Raw genomic sequence first — 17,519 nt, forward strand, 5'->3', positions numbered from 1 at the left:
TCCCCGAAGGCCGGGGATTTGGTCGCTGAACCCGGTATGACTTTCTCGCCCTGTCATTGATGATCCGGGGGGTGTTGTCGCCGGGTTCGGAGACACTTGCTGACCGCTGATAGGGACACGGCCGGGCGATAGCGTCCAGGTCTCTTTGTAACGTGGGTGCCGGCATCGGGTGTCGTGACTGCGGCCATATGGTGGTGCAAAGGAGCGCCGGTATGGAACAGGAATTCGACATCTTCTGCGGGCTCGATGTCGGCAAGAGCGAACATCATGCAACCGCGCTCAACGCCGCCGGGGAGCGGGTTTTCGACAAACCGCTGCCGCAGGACGAAGCACGGCTCCGGATGCTGTTTACCGCACTCCAGGAGCACGGACAGGTCCTGGTGGTGGTCGACCAGCCCAACACCATCGGGGCGCTGCCGGTTGCTGTGGCCCGGGATTGTGGTTGCGAGGTGGCTTATCTGCCGGGACTGGCCATGCGCAAAGCGGCAGACCTCTACCCGGGAAAGTCCAAGACCGATGCCCGTGACGCCTTCATCATCGCGGCCACGGCGCGCGCCATGCCGCACACTCTGCGCGCGGTCGACCGTGACAGCGAGGTCCTCTCGGCGCTGAAGGTGCTCTCCGGATTTGATGAGGATCTGACCCACGAATGCACCCGTGCGATCAACCGGCTCCGGTCCCTGCTGCTGCAGATCTTCCCGGCCCTGGAACGGGCCTTTCCCGGCACCGTCCTTACCCGTTCCCTGGTCCTGGAAATGCTGATCAGATACGCGGGCCCGACCGGTCTTCGTGCCGCGGGACGGTCGAATGTGCTGCGCTGGGTCCGCAACCACAGCCGCAAAGACCCGGCCGCGCTCATCGACGCCGTGTTCGCCGCCCTGGGCGAGCAGACGGTAACCGTCGCCGGGACCGAGGCGGTGGAGCTGGTCATCCCGCGCGTCGCCGCCCAGATCAAGGAACTCAAACGCCAACGGACCATCGTGGCCGAAGAAGTCGAAAAGCTCCTGGACGACTTCCCTCTTTCCCGGGTCTTGATGTCCATGCCGGGAGTTGGCATCAAGACCGCCGCCACGATACTCCTGACCATCGGCGACGGGAGCAGCTTCCGCACCTCCGGCCACCTCGCCGCCTACGCGGGCATCGCACCGGTCACTCGACGGTCCGGAACGTCCATCCGTGGCGAATTCCCTGCCCGCTCCGGCAACAAGGAACTCAAGAACGCACTCTTCCGATCCGCCTGGATCGCCTCCTGCCACGACCCCGTTTCCAAGGCCTACTACGACCGGAAACGCGCCGAAGGGAAGAAACACAACGCCGCCGTCATTTGTCTGGCACGCCGCCGCTGCGACGTCATCCATGCCATGCTCCGCAACGGCACACTCTACGAGGAAAAAGCTCCCCAAACGGCTTGACCAAAAGCATAGGGACACCCCCCCGTTACCTTTCTTATAGCCCCTGAACGAGCAAGAATCGGGGTTGCTGGCCTGTCGGTCCCGGCATGGTTCTTACCCCCAGTCGACCGTATGATCCGGGGGGTGTTGTCACCGGGGTGCGATAGGCGCCAGGGGATCGCTGATGGGGACAAGACCAGTCGCAGACTCGACCGTGGCAGGCCGGACCGTAACGTGGATGCCGAGCTCTGGGGCCGCAGGACAGACCGGCGTTCTCTTATTGGGTTTCATGACTGGAGGTAGCGGTGATCAAGGACCACCATCTCGTCGATGTCTTCATCGGCGTCGACGTCGGCAAGACCAACCACCACGCGGTGGCGCTGAACCGGGAGGGCAAGAAGCTCCTCGATAAGGCGCTGCCCCAGGACGAGGCGAAACTGCGCTCCATCATCGGTTCCCTGACCAAACACGGGACGCTGTTGCTGGTTGTGGATCAGCCCGCGACCATCGGCGCCCTTCCTGTCGCCGTCGCGCAGGCCGCCGGGATCATGGTCGGCTACCTGCCCGGGCTGGCGATGCGCCGGATCGCCGACCTGCACCCCGGCGAGGCGAAGACCGATGCCCGCGACTCGTTCATCATTGCCGAGGCCGCCCGCACCATGCCGCACACCCTGCGCTCGATCGCGGTTGCCGACGAACAGACCGCGGAACTGTCCATGCTCTGCGGCTTCGACGACGACCTGGCCCAACAGGCCACCGCAACCTCGAACCGGATCCGCGGGCTCCTGACCCAGATCCACCCCGCCTTGGAGCGGGTCATCGGCCCGCACCTGGACCACCCGGCGATGGCCGAGCTGCTGATCAAGTACCCGACCCCGGCGGCCCTGCGTAAGGCCGGCCAGACCAGGGTCGGCGAGTACCTGCGCAAATGGGCGCCGCGGGCCGGCACGGGCTGGGCTGCAGAAATATTCACCGCCCTGTCCGAACAGACCGTAGTGGTCGCCGGCACCGGTGCCGCCGGCATCGTCCTGCCGCGCCTGGCCGCACAGCTGGCCCAACTGCGCGCTGCCCGCGCCGAGGTCCTGACCCGGGTCGAGGCCATCGTGGAGGCCCACCCTCTTCACACCGTCCTGACATCCATGCCGGCGGTCGGCGCCAGGACAGAGGCAAGGATCATCACCGAGGTCATCGGTAAGGACTTCAACACCGCCGGACACCTGGCCTCCTACTCCGGATTAGCCCCGGTGACGTGGAGATCCGGGACGTCCATCCGCGGCGACCACCCCTCCAGGAAAGGCAACAAAATCCTCAAACGCGCCTTCTTCCTCTCCGCGTTCGCCGCGCTGAAGGACCCCGCCTCACGGGCGTATTACGACCGCAAACGGGCCGAGGGTAAACGCCACAACCAGGCCCTCATCGCCCTCGCCCGGCGCCGCTGCGACGTCCTGTTCGCCATGCTCCGCGACATGACCCTCTACGAAGCACCCAAGCCCAAAGCCGCCTGACGCTCCCGCTCCCTGCAGCTGGCGGGCATCCTCGCCAGCCAACACCCCCTGGCCCCAAACCCGCTGCCACACAGACCAGAAAAATCCACCCCGAACGCTTGACAAAGAACATAGGGACACCCCCCCCGCCCCGGGAGGATCTCGCCTTCTTCGGCGGGGTGGTCTCGTTGAAGTCCACGGCGGCTGCGTCCCGGTAGTACAGGGACGCCTAGCGGAGGGCGAAGAGGGCGTGGACCAGGAACCAGGAAACGGCGATGCTGCCAGTGCCAGGGCGATGATGCCAGCCTTGGCGGCGCCTTGGGAGTTCCCGGCGTCGAAAAGAATCAGTGCGACGCCTCCGAAACTGGCAACGGTGGCCGCGAGAATCAGCGCTTCCGCCGTGCCCCGCTCCGGATCCTCACGGCGGGCGGCTGCCGCGGACGGGTTCAGGGCCCTGATGATTGGACCAAACCCGGAGAAGATAGGTCAGAGCCGCCGCCGTCATCTGTTCACCTGCCGCACCCCGCGGCATGGCTTCGGGAGCGGATTACCTGACGCTGTTCGAGCCCGTCCGGATCACGATCCCGCGCCGCTCTTTCTCTCTGGTTCAAGCCTGAGAAGCAGGGATCTTGCTGAATTGTGAAGATTGTTCCGTCGCAGGCGGGGCAAAGTCATGTGGTCAAGGCAGCGCTCTGATTGTTGGAGCCGCGGGGGAATGACCGGCTGTGATGTGTCCTGAGCAGGCACCTGCCTCGACGGCACGCGTTTGCCGGTTGATTGGAGGGCCGGCTGGGGCCGGCGGGTGCTGCGGCGGGCGGTGGCCGTTACGCTGGAAGCCGTAGTTTTTCAACCGCGGGGGTCCCCGCAGATGGACAGCGGGTGCCATGAATGGTTTTCACGGATAAATGGATCGGCGTCCTTCTCCAGGTCGTGATTACTGTCGGCCTTGGGGTCGCGACCTGGGCTGTTGCCCGGTCCATCATTTCCCGCATCGTCGGGCGTGTCAGCAACGGTTACGCCATGCTGAAGAGGCCTCACTTCCGGTGGGCGCAGCCCGTCCTGCGGACCCTGGATCACGAACGCCGGGTCCAGCGGGCGGAAACCATCGGATCCCTGCTGAACAGCATTGTCACCGTCCTTGTCGTGGTGACAGTGATCATCTACACACTTGGCGCACTCGAGGTCAACGTCGCGCCGCTGTTGACCAGCGTCGGGATACTGGGCATCGCTATCGGCTTCGGCGCCCAGCAGCTGATACGTGACTTCCTGGCCGGAATTTTTATCACATTGGAGGACCAATACGGTATCGGCGATGTGATCGAGACCAGCGAAGTCGTGGGAACCGTTGAGTCTGTGGGCCTGCGCATCACCCGGGTCCGCGCCGGGGACGGCACCATCTGGTACCTGCGGAACGGAGAAATACTGCGCGTCGGCAACCGCTCACAAGGCCGCTACACGCCCTCCACCGACGGCTCCTCACCGGATGAACCGGGAACCGACGCAGGCCAATAGCCGGGGTCCGGGGAAGATCGGAACGGAAATTCACGTTTAGGGCGTATCGGTGCTGATTTCGGCTTTGGGCGGTGAAATTTTTCGGATCTAACCGGTGGTCTCGCCAGCGCGCTTGATGGCACGGTAGACGGTTGAACGGGCTACCGCGGATAGCTCGGAAAGTTCCACCGACGTGTGTCCCCGCTCGTTGAACGGAGACCGGGTGGGCTTCCTGTGTTTTTGAAAGCTTGGGTTCCTTCCCTCGTAGGCGGCCCTTTGCCTTGGCGACGGCCATCCCTTCTAGGGTCCTTGCCCGGATCAGGTCGGCTTCGAGTTCGGCGACCATGGCCAGGACGTTGAAGAGAAGCCGGCCAACGGGATCGGTGGGGTCGTGGACGGAGCCGCCAATGCTGAGCTTGACTTTGCGGGGCGCCGCGTCCGGAACTGGCTCCAACTCCGGGTTGTGCAGTGCCGAGGCTCTCGCGATAGAGGCGCGGTGGCTGCGACCCCGGCATGCCGGGTTTCGGCGGGGCATGCGTGTCGGGTGCGTCAGCCCGGGGCCCGCCGTTGCCTCTGTGCTTTCCGCCGCCGGCTATATCGCCAGAGTTCGTCGGTTCCCCAGACGACGAGGGGGAAGGGGGCGAGGGCCAGGATCTGCCATGGTTCGGGCGGGCGGGTGCCGAATATGTCCTGGAGTGGTGGCAGGGTGACCACGGCGGCGGTGAAGGTGATTTCGAAGGCGATGCCCCAAAGCAGGAGGCGGTTGCTGGTGAGCCCGATTTGAGCCAGGGATGCGGTCTGGGTGCGTGCGGCGACGGCGGTGCCGATCTGGCAGGCGACGATGCCCAGGAAGCTCATGGTGGTGGCCTGCATCCAGACCTGGTGCAGGGGGCCGGTGCGGGTGTCTGCGCCGTATTGCCAGCCTCCGAGGACAAGGGGGGTGAGGAAGGCTGTGGTCACGAGCAGGGCTGAGACTCCGCCGAGCAGGCCCCAGGCGCGGGCGAGCATGGGTCCGTCGATGACGTTTTGTCCGCGCTGGCGCGGTGGCCGGTTCATGGTTCCGGGTTCTCCGGGTTCTTCGGGTTCGCGGCCGAGGGCGAGGGCCGGGAGGGTCTCGGTGCCGAGGTCGATCGCGAGGATCTGCATGACGGTGAGGGGGAGGGGGATGTTGGCTCCGGAAGCGGCGTAGATCAGGAAGGGGACGACCTCGGGGTGGCGTGGGCGAAGATGTAGATGATGAATTTTCGGACATTGTCGTAGACGCGTCGTCCGGCTTGGACGGCGCTGACGATGGAGGCGAAGTTGTCGTCGGTAAGGACCATGGTGGCGGCTTCGCGGGCGACGTCGGTTCCGGATTTTCCCATCGCCACGCCGATGTCGGCATGGCGGAGGGCGGGGGCGTCGTTGACGCCGTCACCGGTCATGGCCACGACCTGTCCCAGGTCGCGCAGGGCATCGGCGATGCGGAGTTTGGCTTCGGGCGAACTGCGGGCGAAGATCAGTTCTTCTTCGGTGTTGAGAAGTTCATCGAGGTCCTTTTCGGGCATCCGGTCCAGTTCGGCACCGGTGGTGATGCGGATGCCTCGGTCGCCGATGCCTACCCGGGCGGCGATGCCGCGGGCGGTGAGGCCGTGGTCGCCGGTGACGATGATGAGCCGGATTCCTGCGGTGTGGCACCGTGCGACGGCGTCGGGGACTTCGGGGCGGGGCGGGTCGAACATTGCGACGAGTCCGAGGTGGGTCAGGTCTCGTTCGGCTTTCTCACGGGGCAAACCAGCGTCCTCTTGAGAGGTGAGTTCCCGTTCGGCGATTGCCAGGATCCGCAGGCCTTTCTCGGCCCAGCTGTCCACGATCGAGCCCGTGGCGGCGCGCTCCGCCTGGGCCAGAGGCCGTGCTCCGCCGCCGTCCGTGGCGATCCAGGTGCATAGGGGCAGGAGTTCCTCGGGGGCTCCCTTGCAGTGGACGCGGATACCGTCGGGCGTGCGGTCGACGGTGGACATGCGCCGCAGGGTCGGGTCGAAGTGGAACTGGGTGAGCCGTTCGACGGCGTGCCGGTCCGCGGGCACGCCGAGGGTGACGGCGGCGTGCAACAGGGCCAGCTCGGTGGGGTCGCCGCTTTCGTTGCCTGCGCCGTCAATACCGGCGTTGTTGCATGCGACCGCGGCCGCGGCCAGCCTCACGGGCGGTGAGCCAGGCCCTGCGAATGGTGGTGCGGCGTCCAGGTCGAGGGACCCGCCGGAAGTCCAGGTATTGGTGACGCGCATACGGTTCATGGTCAGGGTGCCGGTTTTATCGGTGCAGATGACACTGGTCGAGCCCAGGGTTTCGACCGCGGAGATCTGTTTAACCAGGGCCCCCTGGCGGGCGAGGATGCGCACGCCGACGGCCAGGGCGAGGGTGATGGTTGGGAGCAGGCCTTCGGGGACATTGGCGACGAGCAGCCCGATCGCGAAGTTCAGGGTGTCGCTCAGGGAAAGGTGGCCGAGAAGAGTGCCTACGGGGATGAACGCGATGCCCATGGCGACGGCGGCGATGGCTATGATCCGCGCGACCCGGGTGACCTGCTTTTCGAGCGGGCTCTGGTCGTGGCCCACGCGTTCGGAGAGCGCGGCGATCCGGCCGAGTTCGGTGTGCATGCCGGTGGCAAAGATCACGGCCAACGCATCGCCGCCGGTGCAGCTGGTGCCGCTGAAAACCATGTCCGGCGCCTGAAGCAGCGGTCCCTCCGGCGGCCGGCCCGCCGCGCTCCTGAGGACGGGAAGGGATTCCCCGGTGAGGGTGGAGACGTCCATTTCCACGGAGCCCTCAAGGAGCCGGGCGTCGGCGCTGACACGATCGCCTTCGCGCACCACCAGCACATCGCCCGGGACCAGCAGCCTGGCCTGGACTTGCTTCTCCTCACCGTCGCGCAGGACCCGGGCCTGCGGCGGAAGGTAGGCGGAGAGGGCTTCGACGGCCCGTTCCGCATGGCGTTCCTGGAGGAAAGCGAACCCCGCGTTGAGGAGGATGACCGCGACGATTGCCCCCGCCAGCGCGGCTGATCCGCTGAAATAGCTCAGCAGCGCCGCAAGCCAGAGCAGCAGTGCGAGGGGGTGCACCAGCTGCCGGACGATCTGGCGCGGCCACTGCAGGCCTCCACGCCGGGTGATCTCGTTCGGCCCGTACACCACCAGACGCCGTGCCGCTTCGCGCTCCGACAACCCCGCACGGCTCGCCCGCAGGTCACGAAGCACGCGCTGAACAGGTGCCCGCGGGTCCGCAGACTCACGAAGTTCCTCCGCACCAGGTGAGGAAGCGGACGCTTCGGGCGGGAATGGATCATCATCCGGTTCCATGGCGCCAGTAGAGCGCGAATCAACTCAAGGCGCCAGAGGCCAAGAGACCACGAGGCCAAGAGGCCAGGCCGAGCCGGCCGGTGCCTGCTGACGGGCGTCGTCACTCTTGCCAGACGGTGCCCACGGATGCTGTCCAGGGCGACCGCAGGTGGCGATGCTGCTGCAGGCATAAGAGATATGACGCTAATCAGCGGTGAGCGCAGCCATACGATCGCCCGTAATTCCTGCTCGCAGTGCCCTGCTGGTCCGGACAGCGCCGCCACCGCCGGGGGCGGATGCGAAAGTCGGGACGAGCGAGGCCTCGGTGTCCGGTGTTTCAGGAGTCGCTGAGTCCGATTCCTTGATCGTCGAGGCAGGGGGAGCGTTTTCCGGCGGGGGTGCCCATGGAGCGGCGGCATACGCAGCGCGGCCCGTTGGCGGCCGGCATCGATGACCAGATGAACCGCTGCATTTTGTTGTAGTTTCCGAAGTCCAGCACGGCGCTGTCCAGTCTCGGGGCCAGTTCATGGCTGACGGCCAGGATGATTTCTTCGATGCTGTCCTGGCTGAGTCCGGGATCTAGTTCGGGCCCCGTGGAGGCCGGGGTGGTGAGCCGGCAGCGGAGGGATTTTTTGGGTTCGGTCCGGGAGAAGTACAGCCCCTGTTTGCGGCAGCCGCCTTTCCCCTGATGGCAATACAGGAAGCCACCGAATACCCCGATCATGGCCAGGGCCTCCGCGGTCACGGTGAAGCTGCGATGCCCGGGAATCCGGGCCACCACGTCATGCATCGTCACCATCTGATGCTGTTCAGCCATGGTGGTGGACGTGCGCCGGGTCATCGGGGACCGCCTCGCCGTGGCCGGAGGGAGCGGTGACGGGGCGGATGAAAACGCCGTCCAGGTTCGGGAGAGCATGGCCAAGACGGTGCTCGGCGTCCCGGACGATCTGTTCGCCGGTTGAGAGGGGCATATCGGCGATCTGGATGCTGGCGTTGCCCTGGAGGCGGTGGCCGATCCAGCGCAGCTGCAGGGCCGGGACGGCCTCCACGCCGGGGGTCCCGGCGAGGGCGGACCGGGCGCGGTCCAGGAGGTCGGGGTCGATGCCGTCCATCAGGCGCCGGCCGATGCTCCGCATCGTCCCCCAGAGCAGGATGATGATGGCAGCCGCGATCAGCAGCCCCACGATCGGGTCGGCCAGCGGGAACCCTAGCCAGACTCCTATGACGCCCAGCACCACGGCAAGAGAGGTGAAGCCGTCCATCCGGGCGTGGACGCCGTCGGCGACCAGGGCCGCGGAGCCGATCTTCCGGCCGATCCGGATCCGGTAGATGGCCACGGCCTCATTGCCGGCGAAGCCGATCAGGCCGGCGACGGCGACCCATCCCAGGTTGTGGATGGGCTGGGGGTGGATCAGACGGTCGACCGCTTGCCACCCGGCCACCAGGGCCGAGAGCGCGACGACGCCGATGATGAAGAGTCCGGCCAGGTCTTCGGCCCGGCCGAAGCCGTAGGTGTAACGCCGGGTCGCGGGCCGGCGGGCCAGCAGGAACGCGATCCACAGCGGCACCGCCGTCAGGGCGTCGGAGAAGTTATGGATCGTGTCAGCGAGGAGAGCTACGGAGCCGCTGATCAGCACCACGATGAATTGAAGGACGGTGGTGCCAAGCAGCATGAAGAGGCTGATTTTCACCGCCCTGACGCCCTGTTCACTCGCCTCAAGGGCATCGTCGACGGAGTCCGCGGCGTCGTGGGTGTGCGGGACGAATAACCCGTACAGGAAGCCCTTGATCCCCGTCGGATGCTCATGGGAATGGCCGTGCCCGTGCCCGTGCCCGTGCCCATGCCCATGCCCATGGTCGTGGTCATGCCCGTGGTCGTCGTGTCCGTGAGGGTCTGTTTCGAGCGTGGGGTGTGAGTGGGTGCCGCGGTCGTGGGGGGTGCTCATGATTGGTCCGCGCTTTCGGAGTGGTGATGTCGGGGTGTTCCCCCGAGGGAGTGTTCGGCCTGGAAGATGGCGTCGGCGACGAGCTGGCGGGCGTGCTCGTTTTCCAGTCGGTAGAAGACTCGTGTTCCATCCTGCCTGGTGGTCACCAGGCGTGCGAGGCGCATTTTCGCCAGATGCTGGGATACCGATGCCGGGGATTTATGGACCACCTCGGCGAGCTGGCCGACGGGAAGTTCGCCGTCGCGCAGGGCAAGAATGATCCGCACCCTTGTGGCGTCAGCCAGCATGGCAAACACTTCGACAGCCAGTTCCACGTACTGGCTGTCAGGTTCCCGCCCGCATATCGCTTTATCTGCATCCATACGTATATTGTTTCATACGAATAGAATGAGGCATGTCGGGTGGCGCCGGGGCCGGCTCCTATGCTCCGGAGCCGGTCCAGCGTGTCTGGTGCGTGCAGGGCCCCGGGGCGGACGTTTTGTGGCCTGTTTGGCGCGTGCAGGGAGGGAGGCCTATATTTACTGGGCAAGGTGTCGTTCGTTAGCTGAGGCTCCTTCGCGGATACATGCCAGCGACCCCCAACGTCGAGAGACGCCCCGGGTCAGGACAGGTTCCCCCGGTCTAAGGGGTTGCCCCGATTGGCTCCCGGAACGCCGGGTTCACGCCGTGAAGTGCCAAAGGTCTTACGAGGAGGGGCAGTTGCCGGCCGCAGGGTCCGGCCTCCTCCGCGGCGCCGCCGGACCCGGAATGGAGGTGGTTACCCGTGAACGATGGTCATAGTCCATCTACCGGTACCGCCTCCGCGCGGTCCTGAACACAAATTCTTCCCCCGCCGGTCGCTGCTCTGTGCAGGCCGGCATCCTGACCGCTTAGCCAATTCCGGGACCTCTTCCTGTTGCGCCGGCATCTGTGATGTCCGCGTTCTGCATCCAAAAGGTCTCTACGTTCCGGGAGGACATTCCCATGCCCGCCAACACCCACACCGGTCCCGAGCCCAGCACCAATTCCGGGCCGACACCCACACCCCACACTGCCTCATCACCGGCACCATCACCGGCGCCAGCGCCCTCGCCAGTCAGGACTCCAGGCCCGGCAGTGCCAGCCGGCCCGGCCCCCGCGGCTGTCCTGGACAGCGCCCACATCGGCGACATCAAGGGCGCCTTCGGCACCATCCGGCTCGGTGAGGAATCGCCGGGAAGCGGCTGGAAGACCCGGGTCAAGACGCTGCTGGCCATTATCGGTCCCGGCCTGATCGTAATGGTCGGGGACAACGATGCCGGGGCCTTCGGGACGTATACCGAGGCCGGACAGAACTACGGCACGTCGCTGCTGTGGACGCTGCTTTTGCTGGTTCCGGTGCTGTACGTGAACCAGGAAATGGTTCTGCGCCTCGGGGTGGTTGCCGGCGTCGGACACGCCCGGCTGATCCTGGAACGGTTCGGGAAGTTCTGGGGCGCGTTCAGCGTCATCGACCTGTTCATCCTCAACGCCCTGACCATTGTCACCGAATTTATAGGCATCAGCCTGGGCCTGGACTATCTGGGCATCCCCAAGGCCGCGGGCGTGCTGGTGGCCGCCGTGGTGATCATCGGCGCGGCCTCGACCGGGTCATTCAAACGGTTCGAGCGGGTGTGCATGACCCTGGTCGCCGGGTCCTTGCTGCTGGTGCCCATCATCGTCATGGTCCACCCGGACCTGGGGCAGGTGACCCATGATTTCTTCATCCCCGGGCTCCCTGTCGGTTCAGACCTGTCCACGGTCACGCTGCTGATCATCGGCATCGTCGGCACGACCATCGCCCCGTGGCAGCTGTTCTTCCAGCAGTCGTACCTGATCGACAAGCGCATCACCCCCCGGTACATGAAGTACGAGAAGGTCGACCTGTGGCTCGGGATCGGGATCGTGATCATCGGCGCCGGAGCCATCATGGGGTTCACCGCGGCCACGTTCGCCGGGCACCCTGAATTCGGGAACTTCACCGACGCCGGCGGAGTGGCGGACGGCCTGGAAAACTACGTCGGGAAGGCCGCCGGGGTGCTGTTCGCGGTGGCGTTGATCGACGCCTCAATCATCGGCGCGGCCGCGGTCGGGCTCTCCACTTCCTATGCGCTGGGGGATGTGCTGGGTTTGAAGCATTCCCTGCACCGGAAAATCTCCGATGCGAAAGGCTTCTACGCCGTGTTCGCCGGCATCCTGATCATCTCAGCGGTCATCGTCCTGATCCCGGGGGCCCCGCTGGGGCTGATGACCGTCGGCGTCCAGGTCCTCGCCGGTGTCCTGCTGCCCTCGGCCACGGTGTTCCTGCTGCTGCTGTGCAACGACAAACAGGTCCTGGGCCCCTGGGTGAACGGCAGGGCCACGAACGTCTTCACCGCCCTCATCATCGCAGTCCTGGTGATCCTCTCCCTCGTCCTGACCGCAGGGGTGCTCTTCCCCGACATGGGCAGCGGGGCGATTATCGGCATCCTCGCGGGCGGGGCAGCCGTCTGCGTCCTGGGCACGGCGGCCTACCTGCTCTATGCCAGATTCCGGCCAGGCCCGGGTGCGGCGCCGATCGACCGGACCGGGAGGCAGGACTGGCGCATGCCTCCCCTGGCGCTGCTGACGGCCCCCAAACTCTCCACCGCCGGCCGGACCGGGCTGACCGTATTGCGGACCTACCTGCTGATCGCCATGATCCTGGTGATCGTCCGTGTGGTCCAGCTCGCCCTCGGCGGCTGAACCCCTTGGCGGCTGAACAGGCACAGCGTAGATTCCAGATAGGACAGTTATCCCACCCCTTATCCTAGAATTTCCGAAAGGCACCCCCGAAGATGAGCACCCCCGGCACCACGGCAATACCGGCCATCCGGCTCTCGGCCCTGCTGCGCCGCCCCGTCCTGGACTCCAAAGGCAACCAGATCGGGACCCTCGCCGACGCCATCGTCCGCCTCCAAGAAGGTGACTACCCCCGGCTGGCCGGTCTGGTCGTTGCCGTCGGATCCAACCGCTTCTTCGCCCCGATGGAGAAGCTCGCCGGCATCGAACCCGGCAGCATCCGGCTGCGGACGGCCAAACTTGATCTGCGTCCGTTCACCAGGCGCGAGGGCGAGGTACTGCTCAAGGAAGATGTCCTTGGCCACCGGCTGATCGACACCGACCACACGGTAATGGTTAAGGCATACGACATCGAACTGCACGACACGTCCACGGGGTGGTCCGTCACCGGTCTGGACGTGCACAAGCCGCGCTGGTTCGGCATCGACCGGCGGCACGACACGCACCCCTTCCAAGACTGGAACCGGTTCCTGCCCCTCATCGGTCACGAGGCATCCAGCAAGGCCCGATCCCTGTCCGCCCGGTTCGGGCAGCTGAAACCGGCCGAGATCGCGGACCTCATCGAGGGCTCCTCGGAGAAGGAACAGGATGAGCTCCTTGCCCGGGTCCACACGGACCCGGAACTTGAAGCCGACGTCTTTGAAGAACTCGACGAGGACCGCCAGTCGAGAATCCTCAAGGACCGCACCGACCAGGAGGTCGCGGACGTGCTGTCCCGCATGCGCGCCGACGACGCCGCCGACGCCGTCATGGATCTCCCGCAGGAACGCCGGACGGGCATCCTCGCGCTCCTCCCCGGACCCCAGCACACCAAGGTCATGGCCCTGCTCGGCTACCACGACGCCACCGCCGGGGGACTCATGGGCACCGACTACACTGCGTTGCCGGCCACGGCCACCATTGCCGAGGCACTCGAGAGCATCCGCACCGCCACCACCGAACAACCCGAAGCCCTCACCACGATCTACAGCCTGCACCCGGATGGAACCCTCGCAGGGGTGATCGGCCTGGTCCAGGCCCTGCAGGCAGACCCCGCGGCCCTGCTCGGGGACGCCGCCGACCCCGAGCCGGTCAGCGCGACCGCCGGGGACGACATCATCGACGTCACCACCACCATGGCCGACTACAACATGCTCACCCTTCCCGTCCTCGACGGGCAAGGACGCATCCTGGGCGTCATCACCGTTGATGACGCGCTCGAAGCCGCCATCCCCTCCGACTGGACACACCGTGAACCCAACAGGCACACCGCGCGAAACAGCCAGACGGCACCGGGAAACTGACCGGACATCGCGGGCGAAGCGCCATGAACCAGACACCCGCGACACCGGGCCGGGCATCCAACTACGGCCATACTCCGCGGCCTGACCGCGACCACCGCCCCGGGCTGCGCACCCTGCTGGTGCCCCGGCTGCTTTCCCGGGGCCTCACCCCGGCCCAGGCAGCCCGGACCACACGCGTACCCGTGCCGCTCGTGAGCCTCATCGCCGACCACGAACCCGGCACCCCGACCCCCTCCCGGACATCAGCCCCGCCCCGGCTGACAAGGCCTGCTTCCGTGCCTGTGCCGGTGCGGGGACGAAAAAAGGCGACCAGAGCGCGGCTGCTGTTCATCGCCGCGATCGCGGCAGGCTGCATCGGCAGCATCCTCTGGCACGAGCCCCTCCTCCCGATCGTCCTGGTCGCAGCAGGGACCCTGGCCGGCAACAGCCTCCGGGACCTCCTGCCGGCCGGACGCCGGCACGCGCCCAGGACCTGAAACCGGTCCCGGCCGCTTCTTTCAAACCGCTGCCCTGGAGCAGTCACGCCGCTGCCCGGCATAGGGCACCGGTCAGCCACACCGGGGACGCCCACGGCGCGGACACGATGGCGTCAGGGGCGAACAGTCCCGCCACGGGTCAGGCCGCTGACAGACAGCGTCACCGGTGCGGCCGATGAACGCCTCGCGGGACGGCAGGCGGCTCCATTCGATTTTGAAGCGACCTGAATCCGCACCTCACCCACACGTCGCTCGCGTAGGTCTGATCAGGACGCTGGAGAGGCGGCAGTCGATTACGGCGGTACCGGGCTGCGGCCGCGGGTTCCCGCGTCCAGTTCAGTGGCCGGGCATCGGACCGGCTGGGGTCTTCCGGTCCGGACTGGCCACAGTTTCTTCTGCCTCTGTCGTGAGCGGGCCGGTTGCGTGGGGTCTGCGGGCGGCGTCGCTGATGCGCAGCAGGAGGGCCACGATGATCCAGTTCGCCAGCAGGGAGGAGCCTCCGGCGGAGAGGAACGGGGTGGTCAGCCCGGTGAGCGGGATGAGACGGGTGACGCCTCCCATGATGATGAAGCATTGCAGCGCCATGGCGAAAGACAGGCCGCAGGCCAGCAGTTTCCCGAACGGGTCCCGGGTCCCGAGGGCGGCCCGGAACCCGCGGGTGAAGAGCAGTATGTAGAGGCTGACGATGGCAACGATGCCGGCCAGACCCAGTTCTTCCGCGAGGGAGGCGACGATCATGTCGCTGTTGGCGAAGGGCACCAGGTCCGGGCGCCCCAGGCCCAGGCCTTCGCCGAGCAGGCCGCCGGAGGCCATCCCGAACAGACCCTCGACAATCTGGGCGCTCCCGCCCGGGAAGCGTTCGTAGACAACCGGGTCGAAGGCGTTGACCCAGGCGTCGATGCGCAGACTCACATGCGGGAATATCTTAGCCGCGGCATAGCCGCCGCCTGCCATGAGGACCAGTCCGAGGAGCAGCCAGCTGCCCCGGCTGGTGGCGACGTAGATCATGACCATGAACAGGCCAAAGAAGAGAATGGACATGCCCAGGTCGTGCTGGAAGACCAGCACCCCGACGCTGACGGCCCAGGCAGTCACCATCGGCCCCATGTCCTTGACGCGGGGGAATTGCAGGGGTCCGATTTTCCTGCCGGCCAGCAGGATCAGGTCCCGGTTGGCGGACAGGTATCCGGCGAAAAAGACCCCCAGGGTGATTTTGACGATTTCTCCGGGCTGGAACTGCAATGGGCCCAGACGGATCCAGACGCTGGCACCGTTGATGTCACCGGCGGAGACACCGGGAACCAGCGGCAGGATCAGCAGCACGGCGCTGACGGCCAGGGAAATGAACGTGTACCGACGCAGCAATCGGTGGTCCTTGAGAAACCAGAGGACGGCGGCGGCGATGAGGACGGACACGGCCGTCCACTTGAGCTGGTTGCCTCCGGCGTCGGTCCCTGCGGCCGTATCCAGGCTTTGGATCATCGCGATGCCGATGCCGTTCAGGGCCACCACGATCGGAAGGATCACGGGGTCCGCGTAGCTCGCCCGCACCCGCAAAACAACATGGAACACCGCAGCCAGAACGGTCAGGGTTCCCGCCTGGAACCAGAACCCCGAACCCAGGGCCTCGTTCCTGTCCAGGCTGACCATCGCGCTGGCACCGATCCCGATGATCAACGCCACAAGCAGCAAGAGGGCCTCGACATTCCTGCGCGGCTTCACGACGGCGTTCTGCTGGCTCATATACTGCCTCTTTCCGCGTGGGAAACACTAGTCGGGGCCCGGTTGCCCGGCGGTTGACCGAACAATGAGCCAGGTTGGTAACACCGTCTTCGGACCGCGGCAACAGGCGTCGGGCAGGCCCCATTCTACTAGGGACCGGGCCGCCGGCTGGCCGTCCTCTTGTACGGGGTGCAGCGGACCACCGGAATCCGGCGCCGGCGCTGAACCTGAGGAACCGTCCGACACGGACGCGCAGCGCCCGAGGTCGGCAATCGGGACGGACAGAGGACGTATCGTTTTTGGGTGCCGATTGTCCGCGCGACGGACCGGCGCGGGGACCAGAGCCGGACGGAAGCCACGGAGCAATGAGATGATGACCGCAACAAAGAAACCGCTTCCGCACAAGACCCTGCCGGGGCGTTGGTCGGGCCGTATCAGAGGGTGGCTGGCGGACGAATCCGCGGACCGTCAGCGGCCGGTCATCCTGGCCGTGGTGCTGACGCTCGCGGCGATCGGCCTGGTCGAGGTCGCCTCGGCTTCCTCGGTAGAGTCCGTCGCCTCCGGGGTCAACCCCTATGATCTTCCCTTGAAACAAGGCATGTGGACCCTCGCCGGGGTCGTCATCATGCTGGTCCTTGCAGGGTTGCCGGTCCGTTATATCCGGAAACTGGCATGGCCCATGCTGATCGCCGCCACCATCGCCCTGGTCCTGGTTTTCACGCCGCTGGGCATGACGGTCAACGGCAACCGGAACTGGCTGAACGTGGGCGGGTTCACCGCCCAGCCCTCGGAGTTTGCCAAACTCGCGCTCATCGTCTGGGCTGCCGCCGTGCTGTCCCGGAAGCAGAAATTACTTGGCCAATGGAAGCACGCGGTCATTCCTCTGCTGCCCGTGGGCGCGGTCATCATGGCACTCGTCGCCCTTGGCCATGACCTGGGCACGACCCTGATCATCATGATGATCCTTGCCGCCACCTTGTTCTACGGGGGCATTCCGATGAAGGTCTTCGGGGTGGCCGCGGCGGCCTGCGCCGTGGCGGCACTGGTCCTGGCCGCGACCAGCGGCAATCGGATGGGACGGATCTTTTCCTGGCTCGGGATGGGCTCCACGGAAGACTCGCAGGGACTGGGCTACCAGGCCCTGAACGGCCAATACGCGTTGGCATCCGGTGGCTGGTTCGGGGTGGGACTCGGGCAAAGCCGGCAGAAATGGAACTGGATCCCCGAAGCGCACAACGACTTCATCTTCACCATCCTGGGGGAAGAACTGGGCCTGGCGGGCACCTTGCTGGTCCTCGGACTCTTCGCCATCCTCGCTGTCGCCGTGTTCAAGACCATCGCCCGGACCCGGGATGCTTTCGCCCGAATTGTCTCGTGCAGCGTCATCACCTGGATCATCGGACAGGCCATCATCAACATCGCCATGGTCAGCGGCCTGCTCCCCGTCATCGGAGTCCCGCTGCCCTTCATCTCCTACGGCGGCTCTGCCATGGTCTCCTCGCTGGCCGGCATCGGCATGATCCTCGCCGTCACCCGCACCAACCAGAACGCCGAAGACGCCCGGATGTCCCGGCAACCGGCCCGGAGTTCCTAAG

13 protein-coding genes, 1 pseudogene and 1 riboswitch are annotated in these 17,519 nt (G+C 66.1%); of the genes and pseudogenes, 7 read left to right on the forward strand and 7 right to left on the reverse strand.

Going from position 1 to position 17,519, the window contains the following annotated elements; all coding sequences use genetic code 11:
• Positions 1-212: 212 nt before the first annotated feature.
• The 3 genes from E5206_RS10845 (at position 213) to E5206_RS10855 (ending at position 4,387) form a co-directional block, all read left to right on the forward strand.
• The gene (locus E5206_RS10845; RefSeq protein WP_136322486.1) at positions 213-1,412 is read left to right on the forward strand and encodes an IS110 family transposase; all 1,200 of its coding nucleotides are present in this window, start codon (positions 213-215) and stop codon (positions 1,410-1,412) included.
• 272 nt (positions 1,413-1,684) lie between these two features.
• Entirely contained in the window at positions 1,685-2,896 is a 1,212-nt protein-coding gene (locus tag E5206_RS10850; protein WP_136322487.1) for an IS110 family transposase, read from the forward strand.
• Between the two features lie 867 nt (positions 2,897-3,763).
• On the forward strand, positions 3,764-4,387 hold the full coding sequence (locus tag E5206_RS10855) for a mechanosensitive ion channel domain-containing protein (RefSeq protein ID WP_136322488.1): 624 nt from the start codon (positions 3,764-3,766) through the stop codon (positions 4,385-4,387).
• An 87-nt stretch (positions 4,388-4,474) separates the two neighbouring features.
• On the opposite strand, the pseudogene E5206_RS10860 reads toward E5206_RS10855, so the two are convergent.
• The 6 genes and pseudogenes from E5206_RS10860 to E5206_RS10880 form a co-directional block, all read right to left on the reverse strand.
• A pseudogene (locus E5206_RS10860) lies at positions 4,475-4,793 on the reverse strand (recombinase family protein); the annotation flags it as partial.
• A gap of 122 nt (positions 4,794-4,915) precedes the next feature.
• Positions 4,916-5,512, reverse strand: coding sequence for a cation-translocating P-type ATPase C-terminal domain-containing protein (locus E5206_RS19290; RefSeq protein WP_168709319.1), 597 nt, complete (start codon positions 5,510-5,512; stop codon positions 4,916-4,918).
• Positions 5,513-5,556: 44 nt separating this feature from the next.
• On the reverse strand, positions 5,557-7,566 hold the full coding sequence (locus E5206_RS10865; protein WP_205759898.1) for an HAD-IC family P-type ATPase: 2,010 nt from the start codon (positions 7,564-7,566) through the stop codon (positions 5,557-5,559).
• Positions 7,567-8,017: 451 nt separating this feature from the next.
• Entirely contained in the window at positions 8,018-8,497 is a 480-nt protein-coding gene (locus E5206_RS10870; RefSeq protein ID WP_240689637.1) for a peptidase, read from the reverse strand.
• Positions 8,490-9,626 carry a cation diffusion facilitator family transporter gene (locus tag E5206_RS10875; RefSeq protein ID WP_240689639.1) on the reverse strand — a complete coding sequence of 379 codons (1,137 nt, stop codon included), beginning with the start codon at positions 9,624-9,626 and terminating at the stop codon, positions 8,490-8,492. The genes E5206_RS10870 and E5206_RS10875 overlap by 8 nt, the downstream gene beginning before the upstream one ends.
• Complete coding sequence (locus E5206_RS10880; RefSeq protein WP_136322489.1) at positions 9,623-9,988, reverse strand: metalloregulator ArsR/SmtB family transcription factor; 366 nt, start codon at positions 9,986-9,988, stop codon at positions 9,623-9,625. The genes E5206_RS10875 and E5206_RS10880 overlap by 4 nt, the downstream gene beginning before the upstream one ends.
• A 167-nt stretch (positions 9,989-10,155) precedes the next feature.
• A riboswitch (M-box (ykoK) riboswitch) is annotated at positions 10,156-10,326 on the forward strand.
• A 395-nt stretch (positions 10,327-10,721) separates the two neighbouring features.
• Here E5206_RS10880 and E5206_RS10885 point away from each other — a divergent pair.
• The 3 genes from E5206_RS10885 (at position 10,722) to E5206_RS10895 (ending at position 14,202) form a co-directional block, all read left to right on the forward strand.
• Positions 10,722-12,347 (forward strand): NRAMP family divalent metal transporter, encoded by a 1,626-nt coding sequence (locus E5206_RS10885; protein WP_240689641.1) that lies wholly within the window; start codon positions 10,722-10,724, stop codon positions 12,345-12,347.
• A 92-nt stretch (positions 12,348-12,439) separates the two neighbouring features.
• On the forward strand, positions 12,440-13,726 hold the full coding sequence (locus E5206_RS10890; RefSeq protein ID WP_136322491.1) for a CBS domain-containing protein: 1,287 nt from the start codon (positions 12,440-12,442) through the stop codon (positions 13,724-13,726).
• Positions 13,727-13,749: 23 nt separating this feature from the next.
• Complete coding sequence (locus E5206_RS10895; protein ID WP_136322492.1) at positions 13,750-14,202, forward strand: hypothetical protein; 453 nt, start codon at positions 13,750-13,752, stop codon at positions 14,200-14,202.
• A gap of 336 nt (positions 14,203-14,538) precedes the next feature.
• Here the strand turns inward: E5206_RS10895 and E5206_RS10900 are convergent, their stop codons facing one another.
• Positions 14,539-15,945 (reverse strand): FtsW/RodA/SpoVE family cell cycle protein, encoded by a 1,407-nt coding sequence (locus E5206_RS10900; RefSeq protein ID WP_136322493.1) that lies wholly within the window; start codon positions 15,943-15,945, stop codon positions 14,539-14,541.
• A gap of 349 nt (positions 15,946-16,294) precedes the next feature.
• Here E5206_RS10900 and ftsW point away from each other — a divergent pair, with 349 nt between their 5' ends.
• Positions 16,295-17,518 carry a putative lipid II flippase FtsW gene (gene ftsW, locus E5206_RS10905; protein ID WP_240689643.1) on the forward strand — a complete coding sequence of 408 codons (1,224 nt, stop codon included), beginning with the start codon at positions 16,295-16,297 and terminating at the stop codon, positions 17,516-17,518.
• The last annotated feature ends 1 nt before the right edge of the window (position 17,519 follow it).

The organism is Arthrobacter sp. PAMC25564 (assembly GCF_004798705.1).
In the GTDB taxonomy this organism is placed as follows: domain Bacteria; phylum Actinomycetota; class Actinomycetes; order Actinomycetales; family Micrococcaceae; genus Arthrobacter.

Excerpts from the sequence above, each read along its gene's own strand:
- E5206_RS10845 (WP_136322486.1), top strand. The coding sequence starts at position 213 with ATGGAACAGGAATTCGACATCTTCTGCGGGCTCGATGTCGGCAAGAGC.
- E5206_RS10855 (WP_136322488.1), top strand. The coding sequence starts at position 3,764 with ATGGTTTTCACGGATAAATGGATCGGCGTCCTTCTCCAGGTCGTGATT.
- E5206_RS19290 (WP_168709319.1), bottom strand. The coding sequence starts at position 5,512 with ATGCAGATCCTCGCGATCGACCTCGGCACCGAGACCCTCCCGGCCCTC.
- E5206_RS10870 (WP_240689637.1), bottom strand. The coding sequence starts at position 8,497 with ATGGCTGAACAGCATCAGATGGTGACGATGCATGACGTGGTGGCCCGG.
- E5206_RS10875 (WP_240689639.1), bottom strand. The coding sequence starts at position 9,626 with ATGAGCACCCCCCACGACCGCGGCACCCACTCACACCCCACGCTCGAA.
- E5206_RS10880 (WP_136322489.1), bottom strand. The coding sequence starts at position 9,988 with ATGGATGCAGATAAAGCGATATGCGGGCGGGAACCTGACAGCCAGTAC.
- E5206_RS10890 (WP_136322491.1), top strand. The coding sequence starts at position 12,440 with ATGAGCACCCCCGGCACCACGGCAATACCGGCCATCCGGCTCTCGGCC.
- E5206_RS10895 (WP_136322492.1), top strand. The coding sequence starts at position 13,750 with ATGAACCAGACACCCGCGACACCGGGCCGGGCATCCAACTACGGCCAT.
- E5206_RS10900 (WP_136322493.1), bottom strand. The coding sequence starts at position 15,945 with ATGAGCCAGCAGAACGCCGTCGTGAAGCCGCGCAGGAATGTCGAGGCC.
- ftsW (WP_240689643.1), top strand. The coding sequence starts at position 16,295 with ATGATGACCGCAACAAAGAAACCGCTTCCGCACAAGACCCTGCCGGGG.